Genomic DNA, 19,753 nt, shown 5'->3' with positions numbered 1-19,753 from the left:
GGCTTACCTTGAATCTGGCGCAGTAGGTTATGTGAGGAGCAAACAATGGCACATGTCATAATTTTGGGCGCAGGTACAGGCGGGATGCCGGCCGCCTACGAAATGAAAGAAGCTCTGGGTTCCGGGCATGAGGTGACGCTGATCAACGCCAATGATTATTTCCAGTTCGTGCCGTCCAACCCGTGGGTGGGCGTAGGCTGGAAGGAGCGTGACGACATCGCGTTTCCAATCAGACCTTATGTGGAGCGCAAAGGGATACATTTCATTCCGCAGTCCGCTGAGCACATTGATGCCGAAGCACAGGATATTACCCTCGCCGATGGTAGCAAGGTGCATTACGACTATCTGTTGATTACTACCGGTCCGAAGCTGGCTTTTGAGAATGTGCCGGGTTCTGACCCGCATGACGGCCCGGTGCAATCCATTTGTACGGTGGATCATGCAGAGAAGGCCTTTGCTGAATATCAGGCGTTGTTACGCGAACCAGGCCCTGTCGTTATGGGTGCTATGGCGGGCGCCAGTTGCTTTGGGCCCGCTTACGAATATGCCATGATCGTCGCTTCTGATCTCAAAAAGCGGGGCATGCGCGACAAAATTCCATCCTTCACCTTTATCACGAGTGAGCCTTATATTGGTCACCTGGGCATTCAGGGCGTAGGTGACTCTATGGGTATTCTGACCAGGGGGCTCAAGGAAGAGGGTATTGATGCCTACACCAATTGTAAGGTCACCAAGGTCGAAGACAGCAAAATGTATGTGACCCAGGTGAATGATCTGGGTGAAACCGTCAAGGAAATGGTTCTGCCAGTCAGGTTCGGCATGATGATCCCGGCCTTCAAGGGCGTGCCTGCCGTGGCTGGTGTCGAGGGGTTGTGCAATCCTGGCGGTTTTGTGCTGGTGGACGAACATCAGCGCAGCAAGAAGTATGCGAACATCTTTGCGGCGGGTATCGCTATCGCAATTCCGCCGGTGGAAGTAACTCCGGTACCGACTGGCGCGCCCAAGACGGGTTACATGATCGAGTCCATGGTGTCGGCGGCGGTACATAATATCAAGGCGGATCTGGAAGGCCGTAAGGGTGAGCAGACCATGGGCACCTGGAATGCGGTGTGTTTTGCCGATATGGGTGATCGCGGCGCGGCGTTTATTGCCCTGCCCCAGTTGCGACCCCGTAAGGTCGATATCTTTGCCTATGGCCGCTGGGTACATCTGGCCAAGGTGGCCTTTGAGAAGTACTTCATCCGCAAGATGAAGATAGGTGTCTCCGAGCCTTTTTATGAGAGGATGCTGTTTAAGATGATGGGTATTAGTCGGCTTAAGGAGGACGAGACCCATCGTAAGGCATCCTGACCGTCGCAGTGGTCAGCAAAAATTGCCCCGCCTTTGTGCGGGGTATGTTTTTTTGTAGGTGCCAGAGCGCGGACGGGATATGATCCGGGGAGTATTTGCCGCAGCTTGCGTAGGTTTTGGAGAAACATGGACGAAAAATTGCAGAAGGTACTCGCGCGTTTTGGCCTGGGGTCCCGCCGCCTGATGGAGGAGTGGATCGCGGCAGGGCGTGTGGTGGTGAATGGCCAGCCCGCCAAACTGGGGGATCGGGTGACGGCACAGGACAAAATTACCGTTGACGGGGAGGCGTTGCGGATTCCCTCCTGGGTGCGTCCGCGCCTGCGCGTGCTGCGCTATCACAAGCCAGTGGGGGAGCTCACTACCCGCAGTGACCCCGAGGGTCGGCCCACGGTTTTTGATCGCTTGCCGCGGTTGCGCGGTAGCCGCTGGATTGCGGTCGGGCGTCTCGACTACAACACCGAGGGCTTGTTATTGCTGACGAATGACGGCGATCTCGCCAACGCACTGATGCATCCGCGCGCGGGCATCGAACGGGAATATGCCGTCCGGGTGATGGGAGTGGTGAGTCCGGAGCAGCAGGCCAGCCTATTGCAGGGTGTGGCGCTGGAAGACGGTGAGGCGCGTTTTACGAGCGTGCAGGAAGCCGGGGGTGAAGGTCTCAATCACTGGTATCACGTCACTTTGGCCGAGGGGCGTAATCGCGAAGTGCGACGACTTTTCGAGGCAGTCGGCCTGACCGTGAGTCGCCTGATCCGGGTGCGCTACGGGGTGGTGGAAATGCCGCGTTTGCTCAAGACGGGTTACTTTGACGAATTGCCCGACGAAGAGCGCGAAGCCTTGCTTGCCAGTGTGCAGTGGGTAAACCCTGCGACACCGCCCCCTGACAAGGCGGGACGAGGGACAGATGCGTCCGAACCGCGAAAAAACAACAGCAGGCGAGAAGCCCGACAGGGGGCATCGCGTGGCGGAGCGGGGCAGGGACGTCGGGTGGTCCGGGGTTAGCGCCTGTCGATGCCAGGGGAAAATGGCTGGTTGGCGGTATTCAGGACGTTGCAGGAGGCGTTCGGCCCACAGGAGTGGTGGCCCGCGCAGTCGCCCTTTGAGGTCATGGTGGGTGCGATCCTGACCCAGAATACCGCCTGGCGCAATGTCGAAAAGGCGATTGCCAATCTGCGGGCGGCGGATGCCCTGAGCGTGGCGGTCATTTTGGCTCTATCGGAAAATGATCTGGCTGAACTGCTCCGGCCATCTGGATTTTATCGGATAAAGACGAAACGCCTGTTGGCCTTGTGCCGGTTTCTGGAGGCGCGGGGTGCGGGTGCGGTGCCGGAACAGATCGCCCGGCAGGCGACCGTTCCGGCGCTGCGGCGAGACTTGCTGGCGGTCCACGGTATCGGTGAGGAAAGCGCAGATTCCATTCTGCTTTATGCCCTGGGTCTGCCCGTGATGGTGGTGGACGCGTATACCCGCCGGATTGGTGGTCGCGTCGGTCTGTTGGGCGATCATCTGTCCTATACCGAGGTGCAGGCTGCCATCGAGGCGGAGCTGGAGCCGGGCGACGCAGCGGTACGTAATGCGCTGCATGCCCTGCTGGTCTCTTTGGGCAAGGATTACTGTCGGCCTCGTCCGTGCTGTGATACCTGTCCGCTCAATATGCGCTGCGCTTATGCGGCAGGGCGATGACGCCCTCGCCAACCAGAACAGCCATAGCGTTCATCTGGCTGAGTTCATATCCTTTTGATGAGCTTGATGATGCTCAGAAGGATGACCGCGCCGATGAAAGCCACAATGATGGCGCTGATAATACCCGCCCCAAAAAGGCCTGCCAGGCCGAAGAAGATGAGTACGAAGCCACCGATGAACGCGCCGATGATACCAACGATGATGTCTCCGATGATTCCAAAGCCGCGTCCCTTGATCAGTAGTCCCGCCAGCCAGCCCGCAATACCGCCAATGATGAGAAAGGTGATGATGCTCAGGAGTGTCATGGTGGAGGGTCCTGTGATGAGTTTGGATATTCACCTTAGCAAAGTATGGAGGTGATCTCTATATTTCACATTTGGATGATACCCATGTTCCGAGCGCAACGGGCCGTGACCGGTTCTATAATGAACGAAGTGCAGATCAACGGGAGGTGAGGCATGGTGGGATCAGAACGGTCCGTGCGCATTTCGGCAGAAGGGGTGAGCCTGGAAGGTAACTGGGCGGTCCCCAAAAATGCCCTCGGTCTGGTGCTCTTCGCCCACGGCAGCGGCAGCAGTCGCCTGAGCCCCAGGAACAACTACGTGGCGCAGATACTGCGCGATGGCGGTATGGGTACTTTGCTCTTTGATCTGCTCAGTGAAGAGGAGGACAGGGTCTACGCCACCCGCTTCGACATCGGCCTGCTGAGCGAGCGTCTGGTGTTAGCCACCCGTTGGGCAAAGCGACAGCCGGAAGCGGCGGGCTTGCCCCTGGGTTATTTCGGTGCCAGTACCGGCGCTGCGGCGGCCTTGCGCGCCGCCGCCCAGTTTGGTGACGCTATCGCTGCGGTGGTTTCCCGCGGCGGGCGACCCGATCTCACCGGTCCTGCCATCACTCAGGTAAAAGCACCCACCCTCCTCGTCGTCGGCGGCCTAGACGATGTCGTGATTGGTCTGAATGAGCAGGCTTTCGCCGCTTTGCGGGCAGAGAAGGAACTGGCCATTGTCCCCGGCGCCACCCATCTCTTCGAGGAACGAGGGACACTGGAAGCGGCGGCCCGCCTCGCGCTGGAGTGGTTTCAGCGCCATTTCAAAGCCGCAGCCGGAGCCGCCGATGTGATAAGGCAGTGAAACAGGCCCCCGCACGCGTCGGCCTAGCTGCTCATGGTCGCCGCCAGCAATGGCCGCAACGCCTTGAGGGTCCTCGTATTGAGCACGTCTTTCTTCTCCAGCCAGCCGCGCCGCGCCTGCTGCAGGCCAAAACGCAGATTGTCGAAGTCGTGAATGCTGTGGGCATCGGAGTTGACGGCCAGCAGCACCCCCTCTTCCTTGGCCATCCGGGCATGGATGTCGACGAGATCCAGGCGCTCGGGCTGGGCGTTGATCTCCAGAAAGCAGCCCCGCTCGCGCGCATGGCGGATGACGCGGGGCATGTCCACATCCATGGCTTCCCGGCTGCCGATGAGCCGTCCGCTGGGATGGGCGAGGATGGTGAAATGGGGGCTGTCCATGGCCTTGAGGATACGTGCCGTCTGTTTGCTTCTGGGCAGATCAAAGCGGTAGTGCACCGCAGCCACCACCAGGTCCAGATCACCCAGGATGCCGTCGGGCAAATCCAGGCTGCCGTCTTCCAGGATGTCCACCTCTATGCCCTTGAGCAGCGTGATGCCATCGAGTTCCCTATTGAGGGCGTCAATCTCGTCCAATTGCCGGCGCAAGCGCACCGGGTCGAGGCCATGGGCGACGGTCAGGTGGCGGCTGTGCTCGGTGATAGCCAGATACTCCAGACCTGCGGCCTTGGCCGCCGCGGCCATGTCCCGCACACTATAGTGACCATCGCTGGCCTTGCTGTGGGCGTGAAGGTCGCCGCGCAAATCGCCCATCGCCACCAGTTTCGGCAAATGTCCGGCGCGGGCGGCCTGGATTTCGCCGCAGTTTTCCCGCAGTTCCGGCGCAATATAAGGCAGGCCGACAGCGGCATACACCGACTCCTCCGTATCGCCGGCGATACGTTCTTTCCCGCGAAAAAGCCCATATTCGTTGACCTTTAGACCCATATCCTGACCCATGCGGCGGATGGCGATGTTGTGGGCCTTCGAGCCGGTGAAATAATGCAGGGCGGCACCATAGGCGGATTCATCCACGGCCCGCAGGTCTACCTGAAGTTTGTTCCGCAGGATCACGGTGGCCCGGGTGGTGCCGTGGGAGAGAACCTCCGCCACATCTTCGTAGGCGGTGAAGCGCGCCATCACCGGACTGTCGGTAGCGGCCGTAGCCAATATATCCAGGTCGCCCACCGTATCCCGGCCGCGCCGGAAACTGCCCGCCACTACTACCCGCTGCACGCCGGGTACGTTCTGCAGGTATCGGACCAGGGCGGCCGCATACGGGGCGGCGATGGCGATAGGGAAGCGGGGAACGGCGGCGATCTGGGCCTGGAGGGCTTCCAGGATACGCGCTTCGGTCTTCTCGCCAAAACCAGGGATGCCGCGAATGCGCTTTTCCCGGGCGGCGCGGGTGAGCTGGTCCACGGTCTCCACGTCCAGTTCATGCCAAAGCGCCTTGACCCGCTTGGGTCCGAGGCCCGGCACCTTGAGCAGCTCCGTCAATGCCGGGGGGGTCTGTTTTTCCAGCTTTTCGAGAAAGGAGCAGTGGCCCGTGGTAACGATCTCGATGATTTTTTTGGCCAGGTCGTCGCCGATGCCGGGTAGCTCGGTGAGGTCTTCACCGGCCTCTACCATAGTCTTGACATCGCTGCTCAGACCCTGCACGAGGCGGGCGGCATTGCGGTAGGCTCGTATCCGGAAGGGATTGGCGTCCTCAATCTCCAAAAGGTCGGCGATTTCGTCGAAGATCTGGACAATATCAGGATTGAGAATGGGCATGTTTATGTCTGCTCCGGTTCCTGCCTGGGCGATGTTTCGCGCAAAATCTCCAGCACCTCTGCGTCCTTGACTTCACGGAAGTCGGTAAAGAACTCGCCTACCGCATAAAATGGTTGTGGGGCCGCCAAATACACCAGATCATCGGCGAGGGGACGCAACTGCGCGATGGTGTCGGGAGGGGCCACGGCAAAGGCGGCGATCAGGCGGGCAGGTCGCCGCTGGCGAAGGAGACGCAATGCAGCCCCCAGCGTGGCACCGGTGGCGACGCCATCGTCAACCACAATAACGATGCGGCCCTGAGGGTCAATGGCCGGGTGAATCGGTGTGTATTGTGCGCGCCGCGCTTTGATCACCTCCAGTTGCCGGGCTGCTTCATCGCGAATGTACTGCGCGTCGATACCCAGGCGATTGGCCATGGGATCGGTCCATATCCGCCCCTCCTCATCGACGGCGCCTATGGCGTATTCGGGGTTGCCCTGTGCTCCGATTTTGCGCACGAGGACGACGTCAAGGTCCCCGTGGAGGTTCTCGGCGATGATGCGTGCCATGGGCAGCGCTCCACGCGGAATAGCGAGCACCAAGGGGTGTTTACCCGCATAAGAGGCCAAGCGATGGGTGAGTAATTCCGCCGCCTCTTCACGGTTGGCAAAATGTTGTGGAATCGTGGTCATCATTCGTCCTCCAGGTGATTCGGATAATGCAGCAACGCCGCATTAAATGCTGGATAGTCCTGCTATGGGCATGTGCGCATGGCGCTATTCGAGCCTATTTGTTGCTTCCAGACACAACATTGCGGAGCATCAGCAAAATGACGCCATCAAAAATCAGATTTACGCCCACAAAGATGCCGACCAGAATGAGCGAGCCTTGTGGCCAGGTGGCAAAAAACAGAATGGCTATGACAATATCGATCACTCCACTGAAAATAAACCAGCCCCTTCCGTGGCCGGCGTGGACGTTGGATTGGGTGAAGTTGCGGTAGGCATCAAGCACAAAGTAGAGGATGAACATCAGGCCGATGGCGGCAATACCGGCGTTGGGCAGTGCGATCATGATCCCGCCGGTAATGAGCAGCAGCAGCGGTTTCAGCCAGTCTGCCAACCGGTGCTGATGCATCTGATAACTGTGGATGATCCAGGTGAACCCGGCAATGATCAATATGGCCGCCAGCACCCCATCGGTTACGGCCGAAAGAATGACCGGGCTCAGCAGTCCGAAAAGGCCGATAACGATCAGGACGATGGCAATCGGTAGGAGGTATTTGCCGAACATTTTGCGTTCGGCCTCGACGATGGTAGGGAGATCAGGTATCTGATTATTCATGAAGTTGTCCTCTCAGCGGTACCAGAGTATTTCGGTGCTTTCCATGGGAACCAAACATCCGTCGCGATGCGGAATGATCCTCGGCGTGAAACGTTCGACCGCGCAGTGGGCAGGCACTGCACAGGTATAATTGTAGCTATTGATTGCCCCGCTTAAGGCGTCTCCGCGCGTCATCGCATAAATTTTAGGGTCTTGCGCTCCGTCGCCATTGGCAAAGAGTTGTACCGCCACGGCGTCGGCGTCAAGATCATCCAGATATACATGCACCTGAAAATGATGAGTGTCCGTGTCACTTTGTACATTCAGTTCGCCAAAATGCAGGCTTTGCCAATGCTGACGAATGTCATGCTGCCATCGACTGATCCCGTCCACCGTGGCCCGTTCGCTACGAGCGGCGAGGAGGCGGGCAGCAGGGGCATATAAAGAGTGCACGTATTCCTGCAACATGCGATTGCTGCTGAATTGAGAGGTCAGCCGGCTCATGCTTTCGCGGATTTTGTTTATCCATCCGCAAGGGCAGCCGTTGGCATCACGCTGATGGTAGAAGAGGGGAACAACCTCTTCCTCCAACAGACGGTAAAGCTGCTCTGCCTCCAGTCGGTTCCATTCCGGGTCGCTATCGTGCTCCTGACTGTCCCCCAACGCCCAGCCGGTCTCCGGACTATAGGCCTCGGCCCACCAGCCATCCAGCTCCGAGAGATTGAGGCCGCCGTTGACCAGCACTTTCATGCCACTGGTGCCACTGGCTTCCCAGGGACGAAGCGGGGTATTGATCCACAGGTCAACACCCTGCACCAGTTGTTCGGCGACCATCATGTCGTAATCGGCGATGAAGACCATGCGCCCGGCCAGGTCGGGGTGTTGATGAATAAATTGGGTCCATTGCTGGATCATGGCCTTGCCGGCCCCATCCTTGGGGTGTGCCTTGCCAGCGATCAGCAATTGTACGGGACAGTGGGGATTATTCAGCAGACGGTAGAGACGATCTGGATCGGTGAGCAGCATGTTGGGGCGCTTGTAGGCGGCAAAGCGGCGGGCGAAACCGATGGTAAGGGTATTGGGATCGAGTGCCGTTTTGGCCTGTTCGCAGTCCTGATCGGGTGCGTGTGCGGCTGCCAATTGTTTTTGCAGGCGTTGCCGAGCGAAGTGGATCACCTGCTGGCGCGCGGTGCTGCGCAGTTGCCAGATATCCTCATCGGAGGTCCGGCGAAAATCGGCTTCGATATCCTTTAAGTCCCCCAGCCAGCGTGCCTTGCCGCAATGCTTGGTCCATAAGGCGTCGGCTTCAGCGGAATCCCAGGAGGGCGTATGAACGCCGTTGGTGACGTGCGTGACGGGGACTTCGTCCTCGGGCCAACGTGGAAACAGGGGTTGGAACAAACGACGACTGACAGCCCCATGCAGGCGACTGACGCCATTGACGGTAAGGCTGCCGTGAATGGCGAGCCAGGCCATGTTGAAAGGTTCGCGGGTGTCTTCTGGATTCTCCCGGCCCAAGGCGAGGATCGTTTCCACGTCTATGCCGAAGGCCCTGGGTGCGCCGGCGACGTAGCGTGTCAGCAGTTCCGGCGGAAAGCGGTCGAAACCGGCGGAAACGGGGGTATGGGTGGTGAAGATATTCCCGGCGCGGGTGGCGGTAAGGGCGCAGGGGAAATCGGTTCCATGATCCTGCATGTGGCTGTAAGCCCGGGCAAGAATGGCGAAGGCTGCATGCCCTTCGTTGAGGTGACAGATATCCGGCTGGATCCCCAGGCGGCGCAGCAGCATCCAGCCGCCGACGCCCAGGCAGATTTCCTGCTGCAGGCGAGTCTCCGGGCCGCCACCGTAGAGTTCGGCAGTGATGCCGCGATCAGCGGGGGCGTTGAGGGGGTCGTTGCTGTCGAGCAAATACAGGGTCACCCGACCGACCTGGGCCTGCCAGGCGCGGAGGATGACTTTGCGTCCGGGGAAAGGCAATTCCAGGCGGAGCCATTCGCTCGACGCGTCCCGCACTGGAGTGACGGGCATCTGGGTGGGATCGTTGTAAGGATAGAGTTCGATCTGGCGGCCGCAATCGTCGAGACTCTGGCGAAAATAACCCTGCTGCCAGAGCATGCCGATACCCAGTAGAGGAATTCCGAGATCGCTGGCGGTTTTCAAGCAGTCGCCGGCAAGGATGCCGAGGCCTCCCGAGTAAATGGGCAGGGACTCGGACAGACCAAACTCCATGCTGAAATAGGCCACCTGACTGAAGGGCGGGTGGGGATAGGTTTTGCTGAACCAGCATGTTTGCGCGAGGCGGTCGCGGTGCTCGCTGACGAAGGTGTTCAGCTTCGCGATAAAATCCTGGTCCTGGGCCAGTTGTTGGAGCGTATTACCGCCAACATTTTGCAGAATCAGCCAGGGATTGCGGGTTTGCTCCCAGAGTTCAGGAGCGATGTGCTGCCAGAGGGTGTCAGCGGTATGGCTCCAGGACCAGCGCAGGTCGACGGCGAGTTCGGCCAGACCGGCAAGTGATTCGGGCAATTGCGGGAATAGGTAGCAAGGGGTAATGGTCACAAAGTCCTCCGGTTCAATGGAACATGCGGTGAGCAGATCAAAGGGTGCTGGCTTGCTCCAGACGAATAATCTCTAAACGGTTGGTGCCACCGGGGTGGCCCTGGCTCGGGCCATGGGTAAGGAGAATGAGGCCTTTTTCGATACCCTGGGTGACCAGCCAACGGCGGACGGCTTGTTCCCAGCCCTGATCAGGGCTCGGCATTTCTATGGCATGCACGCCATAATGAAAGCACAGGCGCTGGCAAGTGCGGTTATGGGGACTGAAGGCCAGTATCCACGGGGCCAGTCGGAAGCGCGCGATGCGGGCTGCGGTGGTGCCCGTTTCCGTGGGGGTGACGATAAACAGCGGATTCAGATGCTGAGCAGCGGTACGGACATCCCAGGCGATGACCGACTCCACACTGGGCGCGTCGTGCAGGGTTTCTGCATCGAGCGGGCTCATCTCGGATCGCGATTTTTCGGTGATGTGGGCGATTTCCGCCAGCATTTTCACTGCATCGACGGGATAATCGCCCATGGCTGATTCTTCGGAGAGCATGACACAGTCGGTACCATCGAGGACGGCGTTGGCCACGTCCGTCACCTCCGCACGGGTGGGGCGACGGTTGTGAACCATGGATTCCAGCATCTGGGTGGCGGTGATGACTGGCTTGCCTACCGCGCGGGCCTTGCGGATGAGGCGCTTTTGAATCAGCGCGATCTGCCCGATGGGTACCTCTACGCCAAGGTCACCGCGCGCCACCATGATGCCGTCGGCGGCGGCGATGATGGCATCAATGTGTTTCCATGCCTGCGCCCTTTCGATTTTGGCCACTAGAAAGGGATCATAACCCAAAGCCTGCGCTTCCCGACGGGCGGCGTGGAGGTCTTCCGGCGTTTCCACAAAAGAGACACTCAGCCCGTCAACGCCGGCCTCCAGCGCGAAGGCCAGCAATTCGCGATCAGCCGAGGTGAGGGCGCCACCTTCCAGTGTCACCCCGGGCAGATTGACGCCCTTATGGGAGAGCAGTGCGCCGCCTACCAGCACCCGGCAGAGGATACCGGCAGGATCATGCTGCTCCACATGCAATTCGATAAAGCCATCATTCAGAAACACCGTGTCACCTTTGACCAGAGGACGGGAAAGGCGGGGCAGCTCCAAGGGAATCTGCTCTGGGGTTCCGGGTACATCAGGGGCGAGGAGTACCCGGCTGCCGCGTTTGAGGGTGACCGGGGCGGGTAGCACACCGATACGGATTTTAGGGCCGGGCAGGTCAGCGAGGATGGCAACGCGCTGTCCCACCTGTTCCGCCGCAGCGCGGATACGGCCAATGCGGCTGCGGTGTTCATCCGGCGTACCATGAGCGAGATTCAGGCGGGCCACATTCATTCCGGCGCGGATCATCTGCTCCAGTGTTTTCGGTGCATCGGACGCCGGGCCGATGGTGCAGACAATTTTGCAGCGCTGCGCTGGTAGTTTCATCATGCGTTGGGATTCAGCAGTTTGACCGCTTCATCGACGCCCTGATTGTGGACGACAATGGCGTGGATGGCTTTGCAGAAGTTGACGGCATCGGGCTGGCTGCGCTGATGGACATTCCGGCCAGTGGCGCAGCCTTGCGTGCCACCCACATGAATCTGTTCGTGGAGGCGTTGTAGAAACTCCGGCGCATCGGCTTCCGAACCCCCTGCGCAGACGACCTGGGTGCGTCCGGCAGCGGCTACCGCTTCACCCAGGAGCGTGCCGTCCATGGCGCCGACCGCATTGAGTGGTGGGTTGATCTTGACGAAATCCGCCCCGAGACAGGCCGCCAGACCCGCAGCACCGGCAATGAGATGCGGGTCCTGCTCGCGTTCACCCACGGCCTTGCCGCGCGGGTAGGCCCAGATGACGGCCAGCAATCCCATGGCATGGGCATCCTGAATGATGCATGCCGCTTCACTGAGCATTGTCGGCTCGAACTCAGAGCCCGGATAAATGGTGTAACCCACTCCAACCACCCGGAGACCGGAATGACGCAGAAAGTCGTGGACCTGCGCCATGCTCTGCCACTGCAGGCTGACCGGATCGCGTTGCGCCGCTTTGATCAGATGGGTCTTGCTGTTGAGTTTGAGTAGGTAGGGTATATCGCGGTAGTCCATGCCATAGCGGGCAATGAGGCCCATTTGTGCGGCGAAGCAACCCACGGGCGCTTCACTGGCGATGCGGAACAGATGCTCCGGGTCGGAGTCGTCCGTCGCGACATGACCACCGATAAAATCGTCGTTGAGATGTTCGACTTTCTGATCGCCGGCCATCAGGAACAGGCGTCCACTGTCCTGGGTGGCGAGACGATAGTTTTCCATCCAGCGGTGCGTGCTTTCGGCGGACATGCCGAGTGGCGCTTGGGCGATTTTAGGCATGTGGGGCTCCTGTAAAGCAGGGATGGAGAGGTTCATAATGGCGTCGTAGGGCGTCACCCGTAGCGGCTATCAGGGGATGCAGGGAAGGCGTCAGGCGGGGTTGGCTGCCAAATTGCATACTGGCCAGATCGGGTGCGGAGGCGTGCATCTGTATGGCGAGACCGATAGTATTGACCAGTTCGCCGGTGGTGGCACCGCCGAGAATCTGTCCGCCGAGTATCTGCAGGGAGTCAGCGGCGAAGATGATCCGGCAGTAAATCTCTGTGGTATTGGGCATGGAGGCGGGGTGATGATCGGGCAGGTGAGCCTCGCCGACCAGAATGGGGAAGCCTTCCTGCTCCGCCTGATGCTGGGTAAGCCCGGCGACGCCGAAAGCCAAGCCATCGATTTGGCTCGCGTAGATGCTTACCGATCCGGCATTGTAGCGGAGCTGGCGCAGGCCATAGAGGTTCATGCCAGCGATGCGGCCCTCGGCCGCCGCCTGAGAGGCGATCATGGCGTGATTGGCCTTGCGGGTGAAAAAATCCTGCTTGTGGGCGCAATCTCCGACGGCAAAAATATCGGGATCTTCGCGGGAACGCTGGAAGGCATCGACCCAGATCCCGCCGGAGCGGCTGAGGGTCAAGCCCATATCCCTGGCCAGCGCGACCTGGGGGCGAGTACCGATGGCGATGAGCACTGCGTCCACGTTCAGGGCATCCTGTCCGGCGATCTGCACCTGCCCGACGCGCTTGCCGCTGGCATCGGCCAGCAGCGCCTCCACCCGGGCTCCGGTATGGATATGCACGCCATGGGCCTGCAACTGCTTCTCCACCGCCGCACAGGCATCCAGGTCAAAGGCCGCCTGCATCAGGTGCGGTAGCATCTCGACGATATGCACCTCGATGCCGCGTTTGCGGATTTCGTCGGCAAATTCCACCCCGATGAAACCGCCACCGATGATAGCCAGTTTTTTGATTTGCGGGATGAGGGTACTGAAGAGCTTCTCCAGATAATCGTAGTCTTTTTGGATGCTGAAGACGTTTTCCAGATGGGTGCCCGGAATGGGGGGGATGAAGTTTTCGGCACCAGTGGCCAGCACCAGACGTTCCCAGTGAATGACAGCGCCATCCGCCAGGGTGGCGCTGTGTGCAACGCGATCGATGTTCTGGACCATGCCCATCTGAAGCTGTCCGCCAGCCGCCAGCAGGGGCGCGCGCCCCGCCATATCCTCATCGGTGCCGCCCAGGGTGCCAAATATGTAGGGGATACCACAGGGAATCACCGCATCCGTTTCCGGGCGGATCACCAGGACCTTTTTGTGCGGCGAGAACTGGGCGGCGGTAATCCCCGTCATCATGCCGGCGGGGCCGCCGCCAACGATCAGGATATCCGTTGTGGTGTCAGCCATCTGATGCTCCTCATCAGTTGCGCTTGGAAAAGGATGCAGCGACCGGTTCATCATGCGCCATGACCGTATCCTCCTGTCAGTGTAGAACATTCTCAACGTCCGTCTTGCAGATGGCGCAGAGGTGAGATTCGGACGGATGCCCTGATTCATGGCCCATGTGCGGGAGTTTCGGAATGTCTTTCGGAGCCCCAGGTATTCAGCGCTGTGGGCCTGGGGCAGAGTCGCTGACCGTTATCTACTCCGTCACCAATGAGCACCATGGAGGTGCGGACATAAACAAGTAAAATCAGTCTGTTGCGCCAATTTCCTGCTGGCCTCGCGGGACAGCACGATACGTAAGGCCGGAACTTCTGTAGCGTGAGCCCACAGGGCTTCATAAATACGACATTCTAATGCTATTATGAGCAGCGGTGTCTTGTTGGTATTGTTTTTAATGATCTTAACTGTAAGATTCCATATCGTTTCCCGGGAAAACCGATGATAAAAATAAAAATGGATGTAAATCAAGCAATCGTGGGCGGCGCAATCTTCGCTGCTATCGCGATGGCTATTGGCACATTCGCTGCGATCTATTCTCTGTATAGGGTGGACGCCGCGGCCTCTCAATTATATGCCGTGCAGCAGGAAAGTGTATTAGCAGCAAAAATTATTTCGACATCAGCATTTACGCGTGAGGCGCTGGAGCAAATTGCCGATGCAGTCAGTAATTACAATGCGGGAATTAGTACTGCCGTCAACAATGGAACACAGATGGCCGCGATTCTGGCGGACGAAAACAGCAATGACATACATACGCAAGAAATTGATCGCATGGTGCTCTCTAAACCCGGCTCTCGCGCCGCACACGCCTTGTTAATGTTGCTGTCGACCAAGAGAGCGGCGCGCACTGCTGCAGTGCAAGAAATCCATGCGATGCAAAATGGCGATTTCGATCAAATAGGAGATATTTATAAGCATGCGGTGAAGCCCGCTTATGGAAAATACAATCTTGCAGCAAAACAACTATTTTCTGCGTTTAACGAAGATGCAGATGCTTTATCCAAGAATACCCGCACCATATACCATGGGATGCTTTTAATCCTGGTTGTTTCCGGAGTAGGCGCTATCGTGTTGGTGCTGCTCATCGCCACCATGGTAAACCGCACCATCCGTGTGCAGTTGCGCAACACCAGCCAGGTGGTCGGAGAGATAGCGGGAGGAGACCTCCGCTCCCGCGTCGATACCCATGACATGCGTGGCATGCTAGCCAATATCGGTTCGTCCGTCAACGAGATGGGCAACCGGCTGGCGACGTTGATCCACAATGTGCGCAGCGCCGCCGATGAGGTGGCCCAGAAAGGCACTGAGATTGAGGCTCTATCACAAGATCTGAGCTCTGGAACCATCAAGGCAAACGACCAGGCCGATTCCATATCCACCGCAGTAGAAGCCATGAGTGTCGCTGCTACGAACGTAGCGCATCGTGCGGAGGAAATCGCATCGACGGCACAGCAGGCCAAGCTGGAAGCCGACAAGGGTGGGTGTGTCATTGGGCAGACCCTTGATGCGATGAAAGAAATTGTCGCGAGTATTGAAGGCGTAGCGCATACGGTCAGCCGTTTTGGCGAATCCAGCGCACGCATCGGCGACATCGTCAGCACCATACAGGAAATTACCAATCAGACCAATATGTTGGCGTTAAATGCCGCCATTGAAGCAGCGCGTGCAGGGGAGAGCGGGCGGGGGTTTGCGGTCGTCGCCGACGAAGTACGCGGGCTGGCCAACCGCAGCGTAGAGGCCGTGGTAGCTATCCGTGCCATTGTGGAAAACATCCAGCGGGACTCCGGCGACGCCATACAGGCCATGGAAGAGGGGAAAGAACGGGCTCGGCAGGGCGCCAAACAAGGAGACGAGGCTCGGCAGGCACTGACCTTGATCACCGGGCAGATTGATTCCGTATCGGAAAGGGTGGTGTCCGTGGCAACCGCAGCCGATGAACAGAGTAAGGCGGTTCAGCAGGTGACCGAGAACATTCTTCATATCTCTACGGCACTGCGTAGTACCGCCGAGGCAAGTGAGGTAGCACGCCATCAGGCCGGATTATTGCAAAAATCTGCGCAACGGTTGAGAGAGAATCTTCGCACCTTTAAAGCAGATTAGGGCCATGTCTGGTTCTAGGGCATCATTTCTATCCAGGCGGAGTGGGTAAAGGAAACCCATCATTCGATTTCAGCGGCGGCCCTGCACTTTGTGGTCTCTTCAAAAGTTACCTTAATCAGCTTTACACCAGTTTCCTTAAGCTGCATGGGACCAACTGTATGAAGCAGGTGATAGGCTATGTTTTCTGCTGTAGGGTTAAATGGAACAATAACGGTGGACGGATTCATGTTGCATAGAGGAGATGACAAAGGGTCTTCTTCCCATACCATGAACCTGTGATCCCAATGATTTTCCACCCAGTTGCAGAGACTATCCTTAATCACAGAGAAATCCACCACACGACCAACAGTGTCCAGCGTATCAGCGGTTACTGTAAAATGCACCCGACCGTTATGTCCATGCAAAGCCGCGCATTTTCCTTCATGCTGATACACGCGATGTCCATAACTGAAATCATGATATCGTTCTGCTATAATTTTTGTTTTCACCTTGATTTCCTTGTCTCATTGAACACGGGTTCAGGAGAAGGCATCACAACATGCGTGGCATGTAGATGCACGCTCCGTGAATGGTTACGAAATGGACATGATGCAATCCACCGGACAGACTTCCTGACACATGGGCGTAGCAAAAAAATTTTCACATTCTGTGCATCGATCTGGATCAATTTCATAATGTGTCAATCCGGGAAAAACCGCGTTATTGGGACAGTCCGGTTCGCAAATGGTGCAATTGATGCACTCGTCGGTAATGGATAAAGCCATAAGTAAAGTGTACCTCGTTGAAAAATTTTGTGAGCCACATTATAGTGCCCCCTCTATTTAAGACAATGGTTTAAGCTTGTTGTCTGGTGAGGAGAGGACGATGAGCGCAATGAAGCGGAGCACAAGATCTATCCCTACGTCATACCGGCCCGGCGTGGACTCGCCCTCTAGCTGTCTTGACTGGTGGGGCCACCATATTCTGGAACATGGCGCATGAGTTTTCTACAAGGACTACGGCAAAGACTTTGGCTCGGTGCCAAGATAGAAATTGGCCAGTTTTTCTTTGTGGGACCTGGAGAATTGGTGGATTTTGTCAATAGCCACTCCCATTCCCCGCTTTTTTCCCGCTATCGCGCTCGGTTCATCCTTTCCCGTGTCCAGATGACGGCCGCCGTATTCGCGGTGCTCACCCCTCTTTGGATGGTGGTCGACTTCGCCATTTTTCCGCTTAGGGTCGCGGTCACTCTGGCGGGTGCGCGGATTCTTGCCAGCGCGGCCTTCGGTTTCCTGGCTTTCCTTTGCCGCTGTTCACCGAGTGTGGGACACGCCAAGGTTGCCGTCGGGCTGCTGTTGACCATCCCCACCATTTTTTTCATATTCAGCCGTTTATTGCTCGCAGACGTGCATTTCGATGCGTTGGGGCGGGCCATGGTGGCTGGATATGCCTTTTTGCCGTTCGTGTTGCTGACCGGGCTGGCCCTGTTTCCATTTGTGGTAACGGAAACACTGTTGTTCGGTCTGCCCATGTTGTTGGCCTTCATGCTTTCTGAACAGCTGCACAGTCAGGGGATGCTGCCCGGCACGAAGGATATGGTCGTATTCTTGTTGCTGCTGTTGATTGCGATTGTGAGCAGCATGGCTTCCCTGAGTCAGCTTCAACTCATGAAAGGATTGTTTCAACAATCCAGTCTGGACCCTCTGACGCACCTGTTGAACCGGCGTAGCGGCGAGCAATTCCTGCAATTGCAGATGGCCCAGGCGCAACGCCAGAAATTCCCCATCTCCATGGTTTTCCTTGACTTGGATGATTTTAAGCAGGTGAACGACGTTTTTGGGCACAAAACGGGGGACGATATCCTGCTCTATGCCGCCGAGCAGCTGAAAGCGGCTTTGCGCGACAGCGATGCGGTGATCCGTTGGGGCGGCGAGGAGTTCGTGCTCGTCATGCCCTATGCCACCGCAGAACGGGCTTCTAAACGGATGGAGGCCATCGTTCATAGTGGCATTATGCAGCGACCCGACGGCCAGCCCTTGACCTGGAGCGGTGGCATCGCACAATGGCCACAGGATCGCGCAGACACCTGGCAGGAACTGGTGAAATTGGCTGATGATCGCATGTATCGCGCCAAAGAGGCGGGTAAAGCACAGATATGTTTGGAATAGTAGAATGGATACAGTGCGCTCAAATATCCAGCGCATGCGCTTCCGTAACCCGTAGCAGGGCATCCAGATCATTATGGGAAAAAATCTCGGTCCCCGGCCGGGCGGCCGTGCCGCTGCCGCAGGCGACAGCCAGACGCAGGGCTTCTGCCGGACTTTGGCCGTGGGCCAGCGCGGCGACGAGGCCGGCGACCATGGCGTCGCCTGAGCCGACCGTCGACTTCACCGTAACGGCGGGTGCCTTGGCGAAATAGCTGCCATCGGGTCCGACCAGCAGTGCGCCGTCGCCACCCAGGGACACGCAGACATAGTGCACTCCTTCCCGCTGTACGGCGCGCGCCTCCTGCGCCACATCTTCCAGCGTAGGTAAGTCGCGCTGGCGCAGCAGGGACAGCTCATAGCGGTTGGGTTTGATCAGAAAGGGATGATGGGGAAGAGCGTGTTGCAGGAGGGCGCCATGGGCATCGACAATGGATTGTCCACCGCCAGCCCGGACGCGATCGATCATATCTCCGTAGAAATGGTCATCCACGCCGGGGGGGACGGAGCCGGTGAGTACCGCAAAACCGTCTTTGCACAGGCCCAGAAAGGTTTCCCGGATATCGGCGAGGATGAGTTCTGAAACTCGCGGCCCGATGCCGGTGATTTCAAACTGTGCGGTGGGGTCACCCTGCAAAATGGTGGCGTTAACGCGGGTTTCCCCCTCCAGATGCACGCAGTGCGGATCATCCAGTTGATGCTGCAGCAGTTTCTGCAGCAGTTCGCCGATATTTCCGGCCACGACACAGCAACTGTGGGCGTAGACGAGCAGCTCCTTGAGGGCGCGGGCGACGTTGATGCCGTTCCCGCCGGGGTCGTAGCGGGTGGACGTGGCATGACTTTTCTGGTCCGCAATCAGGTGCGCCACCTCGTAGGCGATGTCCACGGCCGGGTTGAGGGTGAGGGTGGCGATGGGCGGGCGGCGGGCGTTGCTTTCGGTCATGCGGGCGTCTCCAGCCGACGATAATGCACGAGGGCAGCGAGTGCCGCGGAAACCAGGCGGGCACGGGCGGGATCAGCGCGGGAGGTGAGGATAACCGGCACCCGGGCGCCCATCACGATCCCTGCCAGTGTCGCCCCGGCCAGGTATTCCAGATCTTTAGCGAGGATGTTGCCGGACACTAGGTCGGGTACCAGCAGAATATCGGCGTCTCCGGCCACAACACTCTGTATCCCTTTGATCTCTGCAGACTCTTTGGATATGGCGTTGTCGAAGGCGAGGGGGCCGTCCACCAGCGCGCCGGTAATCTGCCCGCGTTCCGCCATTTTCGACAGGCAGGCAGCGTCTACGGTCGAGACGATGGCGGGGTTGACCACTTCCACCGCGGAGAGAATGGCGGCCTTGGGTTGCGCAACGTCGAGAATCCGCGCCAGATCAATGGCGTTTTGCAGAATGGCGGCCTTGGTGGTCAGGTCAGGTGCAATATTGATGGCGGCATCGGTGATGAGCAGGAGTTTCGGATACGCCTTGATATCCGCAACAAAGACATGAGAAAGACGACGATCCGTGCGCAGTTTGGCGAGAATGGGGTGGAGGAAGGTGTCGCTATGCAGGTGTCCCTTCATCAGCGCTTTGGCCTCTCCGGTGAGCACCAACTCGACGCCTTTTTCAGCGGCGGCTTCGGCATTGTCCGCGTGGATGATGCGAAAGTTGGGACAGGCGCCGGAATCGTGTCCCAGCTTGAGCAGCAAGCTGCGAATTTCGTTTTCATCGCCGATGAGGATGGGATCTACGATGCTTTGCAGTTTTGCCGCGCAGGCACCGCGCAGGACATGCTCCTCGGCGGCGTCCACCACGGCCACGGGGATGTCGTCCAGGGGTGCGACGGCGGCCAACAGCGCATCAAAATGGGCATAGGGCATGTCTGATCTCCTTCTCTC

The 19,753-nt window shown here is 58.3% G+C and carries 18 protein-coding genes; 6 read left to right on the top strand and 12 right to left on the bottom strand.

Going from position 1 to position 19,753, the window contains the following annotated elements; all coding sequences use genetic code 11:
* Positions 1-45: 45 nt before the first annotated feature.
* The 3 genes from M0P56_RS03740 (at position 46) to M0P56_RS03730 (ending at position 3,033) form a co-directional block, all read left to right on the top strand.
* Complete coding sequence (locus M0P56_RS03740) at positions 46-1,350, top strand: sulfide:quinone oxidoreductase (RefSeq protein WP_291508706.1); 1,305 nt, start codon at positions 46-48, stop codon at positions 1,348-1,350.
* A 126-nt stretch (positions 1,351-1,476) separates the two neighbouring features.
* Entirely contained in the window at positions 1,477-2,352 is an 876-nt protein-coding gene (gene rluB, locus M0P56_RS03735) for a 23S rRNA pseudouridine(2605) synthase RluB (RefSeq protein WP_291508705.1), read from the top strand.
* A gap of 9 nt (positions 2,353-2,361) precedes the next feature.
* Positions 2,362-3,033, top strand: a complete 672-nt coding sequence (locus tag M0P56_RS03730) for an endonuclease (protein WP_291508704.1) — start codon at positions 2,362-2,364, stop codon at positions 3,031-3,033.
* 44 nt (positions 3,034-3,077) lie between these two features.
* On the opposite strand, the gene M0P56_RS03725 is transcribed toward M0P56_RS03730, so the two are convergent.
* On the bottom strand, positions 3,078-3,338 hold the full coding sequence (locus tag M0P56_RS03725; RefSeq protein ID WP_291508703.1) for a GlsB/YeaQ/YmgE family stress response membrane protein: 261 nt from the start codon (positions 3,336-3,338) through the stop codon (positions 3,078-3,080).
* Between the two features lie 153 nt (positions 3,339-3,491).
* Between M0P56_RS03725 and M0P56_RS03720 the strand changes: the two genes are divergently transcribed.
* Positions 3,492-4,163 carry a dienelactone hydrolase family protein gene (locus M0P56_RS03720; RefSeq protein ID WP_291508702.1) on the top strand — a complete coding sequence of 224 codons (672 nt, stop codon included), beginning with the start codon at positions 3,492-3,494 and terminating at the stop codon, positions 4,161-4,163.
* Between the two features lie 23 nt (positions 4,164-4,186).
* Here M0P56_RS03720 and polX read toward each other — a convergent pair whose 3' ends face one another.
* The 7 genes from polX to M0P56_RS03685 form a co-directional block, all read right to left on the bottom strand.
* Positions 4,187-5,917 (bottom strand): DNA polymerase/3'-5' exonuclease PolX, encoded by a 1,731-nt coding sequence (gene polX / locus M0P56_RS03715; RefSeq protein ID WP_291508701.1) that lies wholly within the window; start codon positions 5,915-5,917, stop codon positions 4,187-4,189.
* Between the two features lie 2 nt (positions 5,918-5,919).
* Complete coding sequence (locus M0P56_RS03710; protein ID WP_291508700.1) at positions 5,920-6,591, bottom strand: phosphoribosyltransferase; 672 nt, start codon at positions 6,589-6,591, stop codon at positions 5,920-5,922.
* A 91-nt stretch (positions 6,592-6,682) separates the two neighbouring features.
* On the bottom strand, positions 6,683-7,240 hold the full coding sequence (locus M0P56_RS03705; protein WP_291508699.1) for an HdeD family acid-resistance protein: 558 nt from the start codon (positions 7,238-7,240) through the stop codon (positions 6,683-6,685).
* Positions 7,241-7,252: 12 nt separating this feature from the next.
* A complete protein-coding gene (gene glgP, locus M0P56_RS03700) occupies positions 7,253-9,778 on the bottom strand; it encodes an alpha-glucan family phosphorylase (protein WP_291508698.1) in 2,526 nt (841 codons plus the stop codon).
* Positions 9,779-9,815: 37 nt separating this feature from the next.
* Positions 9,816-11,243, bottom strand: coding sequence for a pyruvate kinase (pyk, locus tag M0P56_RS03695; protein ID WP_291508697.1), 1,428 nt, complete (start codon positions 11,241-11,243; stop codon positions 9,816-9,818).
* Positions 11,240-12,160, bottom strand: a complete 921-nt coding sequence (locus M0P56_RS03690) for an aldolase (RefSeq protein ID WP_291508696.1) — start codon at positions 12,158-12,160, stop codon at positions 11,240-11,242. Before M0P56_RS03690 ends, pyk begins: the two co-directional genes overlap by 4 nt.
* Positions 12,153-13,550 carry an FAD-dependent oxidoreductase gene (locus tag M0P56_RS03685; protein WP_291508695.1) on the bottom strand — a complete coding sequence of 466 codons (1,398 nt, stop codon included), beginning with the start codon at positions 13,548-13,550 and terminating at the stop codon, positions 12,153-12,155. Before M0P56_RS03685 ends, M0P56_RS03690 begins: the two co-directional genes overlap by 8 nt.
* Before the next feature lie 477 nt (positions 13,551-14,027).
* On the opposite strand from M0P56_RS03685, the gene M0P56_RS03680 reads away from it, so the two are divergent.
* Positions 14,028-15,689 (top strand): methyl-accepting chemotaxis protein, encoded by a 1,662-nt coding sequence (locus tag M0P56_RS03680; protein WP_291508694.1) that lies wholly within the window; start codon positions 14,028-14,030, stop codon positions 15,687-15,689.
* A 59-nt stretch (positions 15,690-15,748) separates the two neighbouring features.
* Here M0P56_RS03680 and M0P56_RS03675 read toward each other — a convergent pair whose 3' ends face one another.
* Both M0P56_RS03675 and M0P56_RS03670 read right to left on the bottom strand, forming a co-directional pair.
* Complete coding sequence (locus tag M0P56_RS03675) at positions 15,749-16,177, bottom strand: 6-carboxytetrahydropterin synthase (RefSeq protein ID WP_291508693.1); 429 nt, start codon at positions 16,175-16,177, stop codon at positions 15,749-15,751.
* 84 nt (positions 16,178-16,261) lie between these two features.
* A complete protein-coding gene (locus M0P56_RS03670; protein ID WP_291508692.1) occupies positions 16,262-16,453 on the bottom strand; it encodes a YfhL family 4Fe-4S dicluster ferredoxin in 192 nt (63 codons plus the stop codon).
* Between the two features lie 213 nt (positions 16,454-16,666).
* Between M0P56_RS03670 and M0P56_RS03665 the strand changes: the two genes are divergently transcribed.
* Positions 16,667-17,836, top strand: coding sequence for a GGDEF domain-containing protein (locus M0P56_RS03665; protein WP_291508691.1), 1,170 nt, complete (start codon positions 16,667-16,669; stop codon positions 17,834-17,836).
* 19 nt (positions 17,837-17,855) lie between these two features.
* On the opposite strand, the gene M0P56_RS03660 is transcribed toward M0P56_RS03665, so the two are convergent.
* Positions 17,856-18,815: a 1-phosphofructokinase family hexose kinase gene (locus M0P56_RS03660; RefSeq protein WP_291508690.1), complete on the bottom strand. Its 960-nt coding sequence runs from the start codon at positions 18,813-18,815 to the stop codon at positions 17,856-17,858.
* The gene (locus M0P56_RS03655) at positions 18,812-19,735 is read right to left on the bottom strand and encodes a bifunctional enoyl-CoA hydratase/phosphate acetyltransferase (protein WP_291508689.1); all 924 of its coding nucleotides are present in this window, start codon (positions 19,733-19,735) and stop codon (positions 18,812-18,814) included. Before M0P56_RS03655 ends, M0P56_RS03660 begins: the two co-directional genes overlap by 4 nt.
* Positions 19,736-19,753: the final 18 nt, after the last annotated feature.

Origin of the sequence: Acidithiobacillus sp., from assembly GCF_023229925.1 — a bacterium.
Taxonomy (GTDB): Bacteria; Pseudomonadota; Gammaproteobacteria; order Acidithiobacillales; family Acidithiobacillaceae; genus Acidithiobacillus.
This window is presented reverse-complemented; position numbering and strand designations above follow the sequence as displayed.

Coding starts and splice junctions, on each gene's coding strand:
- M0P56_RS03740 (WP_291508706.1), top strand. CDS start 46: ATGGCACATGTCATAATTTTGGGCGCAGGTACAGGCGGGATGCCGGCC.
- rluB (WP_291508705.1), top strand. CDS start 1,477: ATGGACGAAAAATTGCAGAAGGTACTCGCGCGTTTTGGCCTGGGGTCC.
- M0P56_RS03730 (WP_291508704.1), top strand. CDS start 2,362: ATGCCAGGGGAAAATGGCTGGTTGGCGGTATTCAGGACGTTGCAGGAG.
- M0P56_RS03725 (WP_291508703.1), bottom strand. CDS start 3,338: ATGACACTCCTGAGCATCATCACCTTTCTCATCATTGGCGGTATTGCG.
- M0P56_RS03720 (WP_291508702.1), top strand. CDS start 3,492: ATGGTGGGATCAGAACGGTCCGTGCGCATTTCGGCAGAAGGGGTGAGC.
- polX (WP_291508701.1), bottom strand. CDS start 5,917: ATGCCCATTCTCAATCCTGATATTGTCCAGATCTTCGACGAAATCGCC.
- M0P56_RS03710 (WP_291508700.1), bottom strand. CDS start 6,591: ATGATGACCACGATTCCACAACATTTTGCCAACCGTGAAGAGGCGGCG.
- M0P56_RS03705 (WP_291508699.1), bottom strand. CDS start 7,240: ATGAATAATCAGATACCTGATCTCCCTACCATCGTCGAGGCCGAACGC.
- pyk (WP_291508697.1), bottom strand. CDS start 11,243: ATGATGAAACTACCAGCGCAGCGCTGCAAAATTGTCTGCACCATCGGC.
- M0P56_RS03690 (WP_291508696.1), bottom strand. CDS start 12,160: ATGCCTAAAATCGCCCAAGCGCCACTCGGCATGTCCGCCGAAAGCACG.
- M0P56_RS03685 (WP_291508695.1), bottom strand. CDS start 13,550: ATGGCTGACACCACAACGGATATCCTGATCGTTGGCGGCGGCCCCGCC.
- M0P56_RS03680 (WP_291508694.1), top strand. CDS start 14,028: ATGATAAAAATAAAAATGGATGTAAATCAAGCAATCGTGGGCGGCGCA.
- M0P56_RS03670 (WP_291508692.1), bottom strand. CDS start 16,453: ATGGCTTTATCCATTACCGACGAGTGCATCAATTGCACCATTTGCGAA.
- M0P56_RS03665 (WP_291508691.1), top strand. CDS start 16,667: ATGAGTTTTCTACAAGGACTACGGCAAAGACTTTGGCTCGGTGCCAAG.
- M0P56_RS03660 (WP_291508690.1), bottom strand. CDS start 18,815: ATGACCGAAAGCAACGCCCGCCGCCCGCCCATCGCCACCCTCACCCTC.
- M0P56_RS03655 (WP_291508689.1), bottom strand. CDS start 19,735: ATGCCCTATGCCCATTTTGATGCGCTGTTGGCCGCCGTCGCACCCCTG.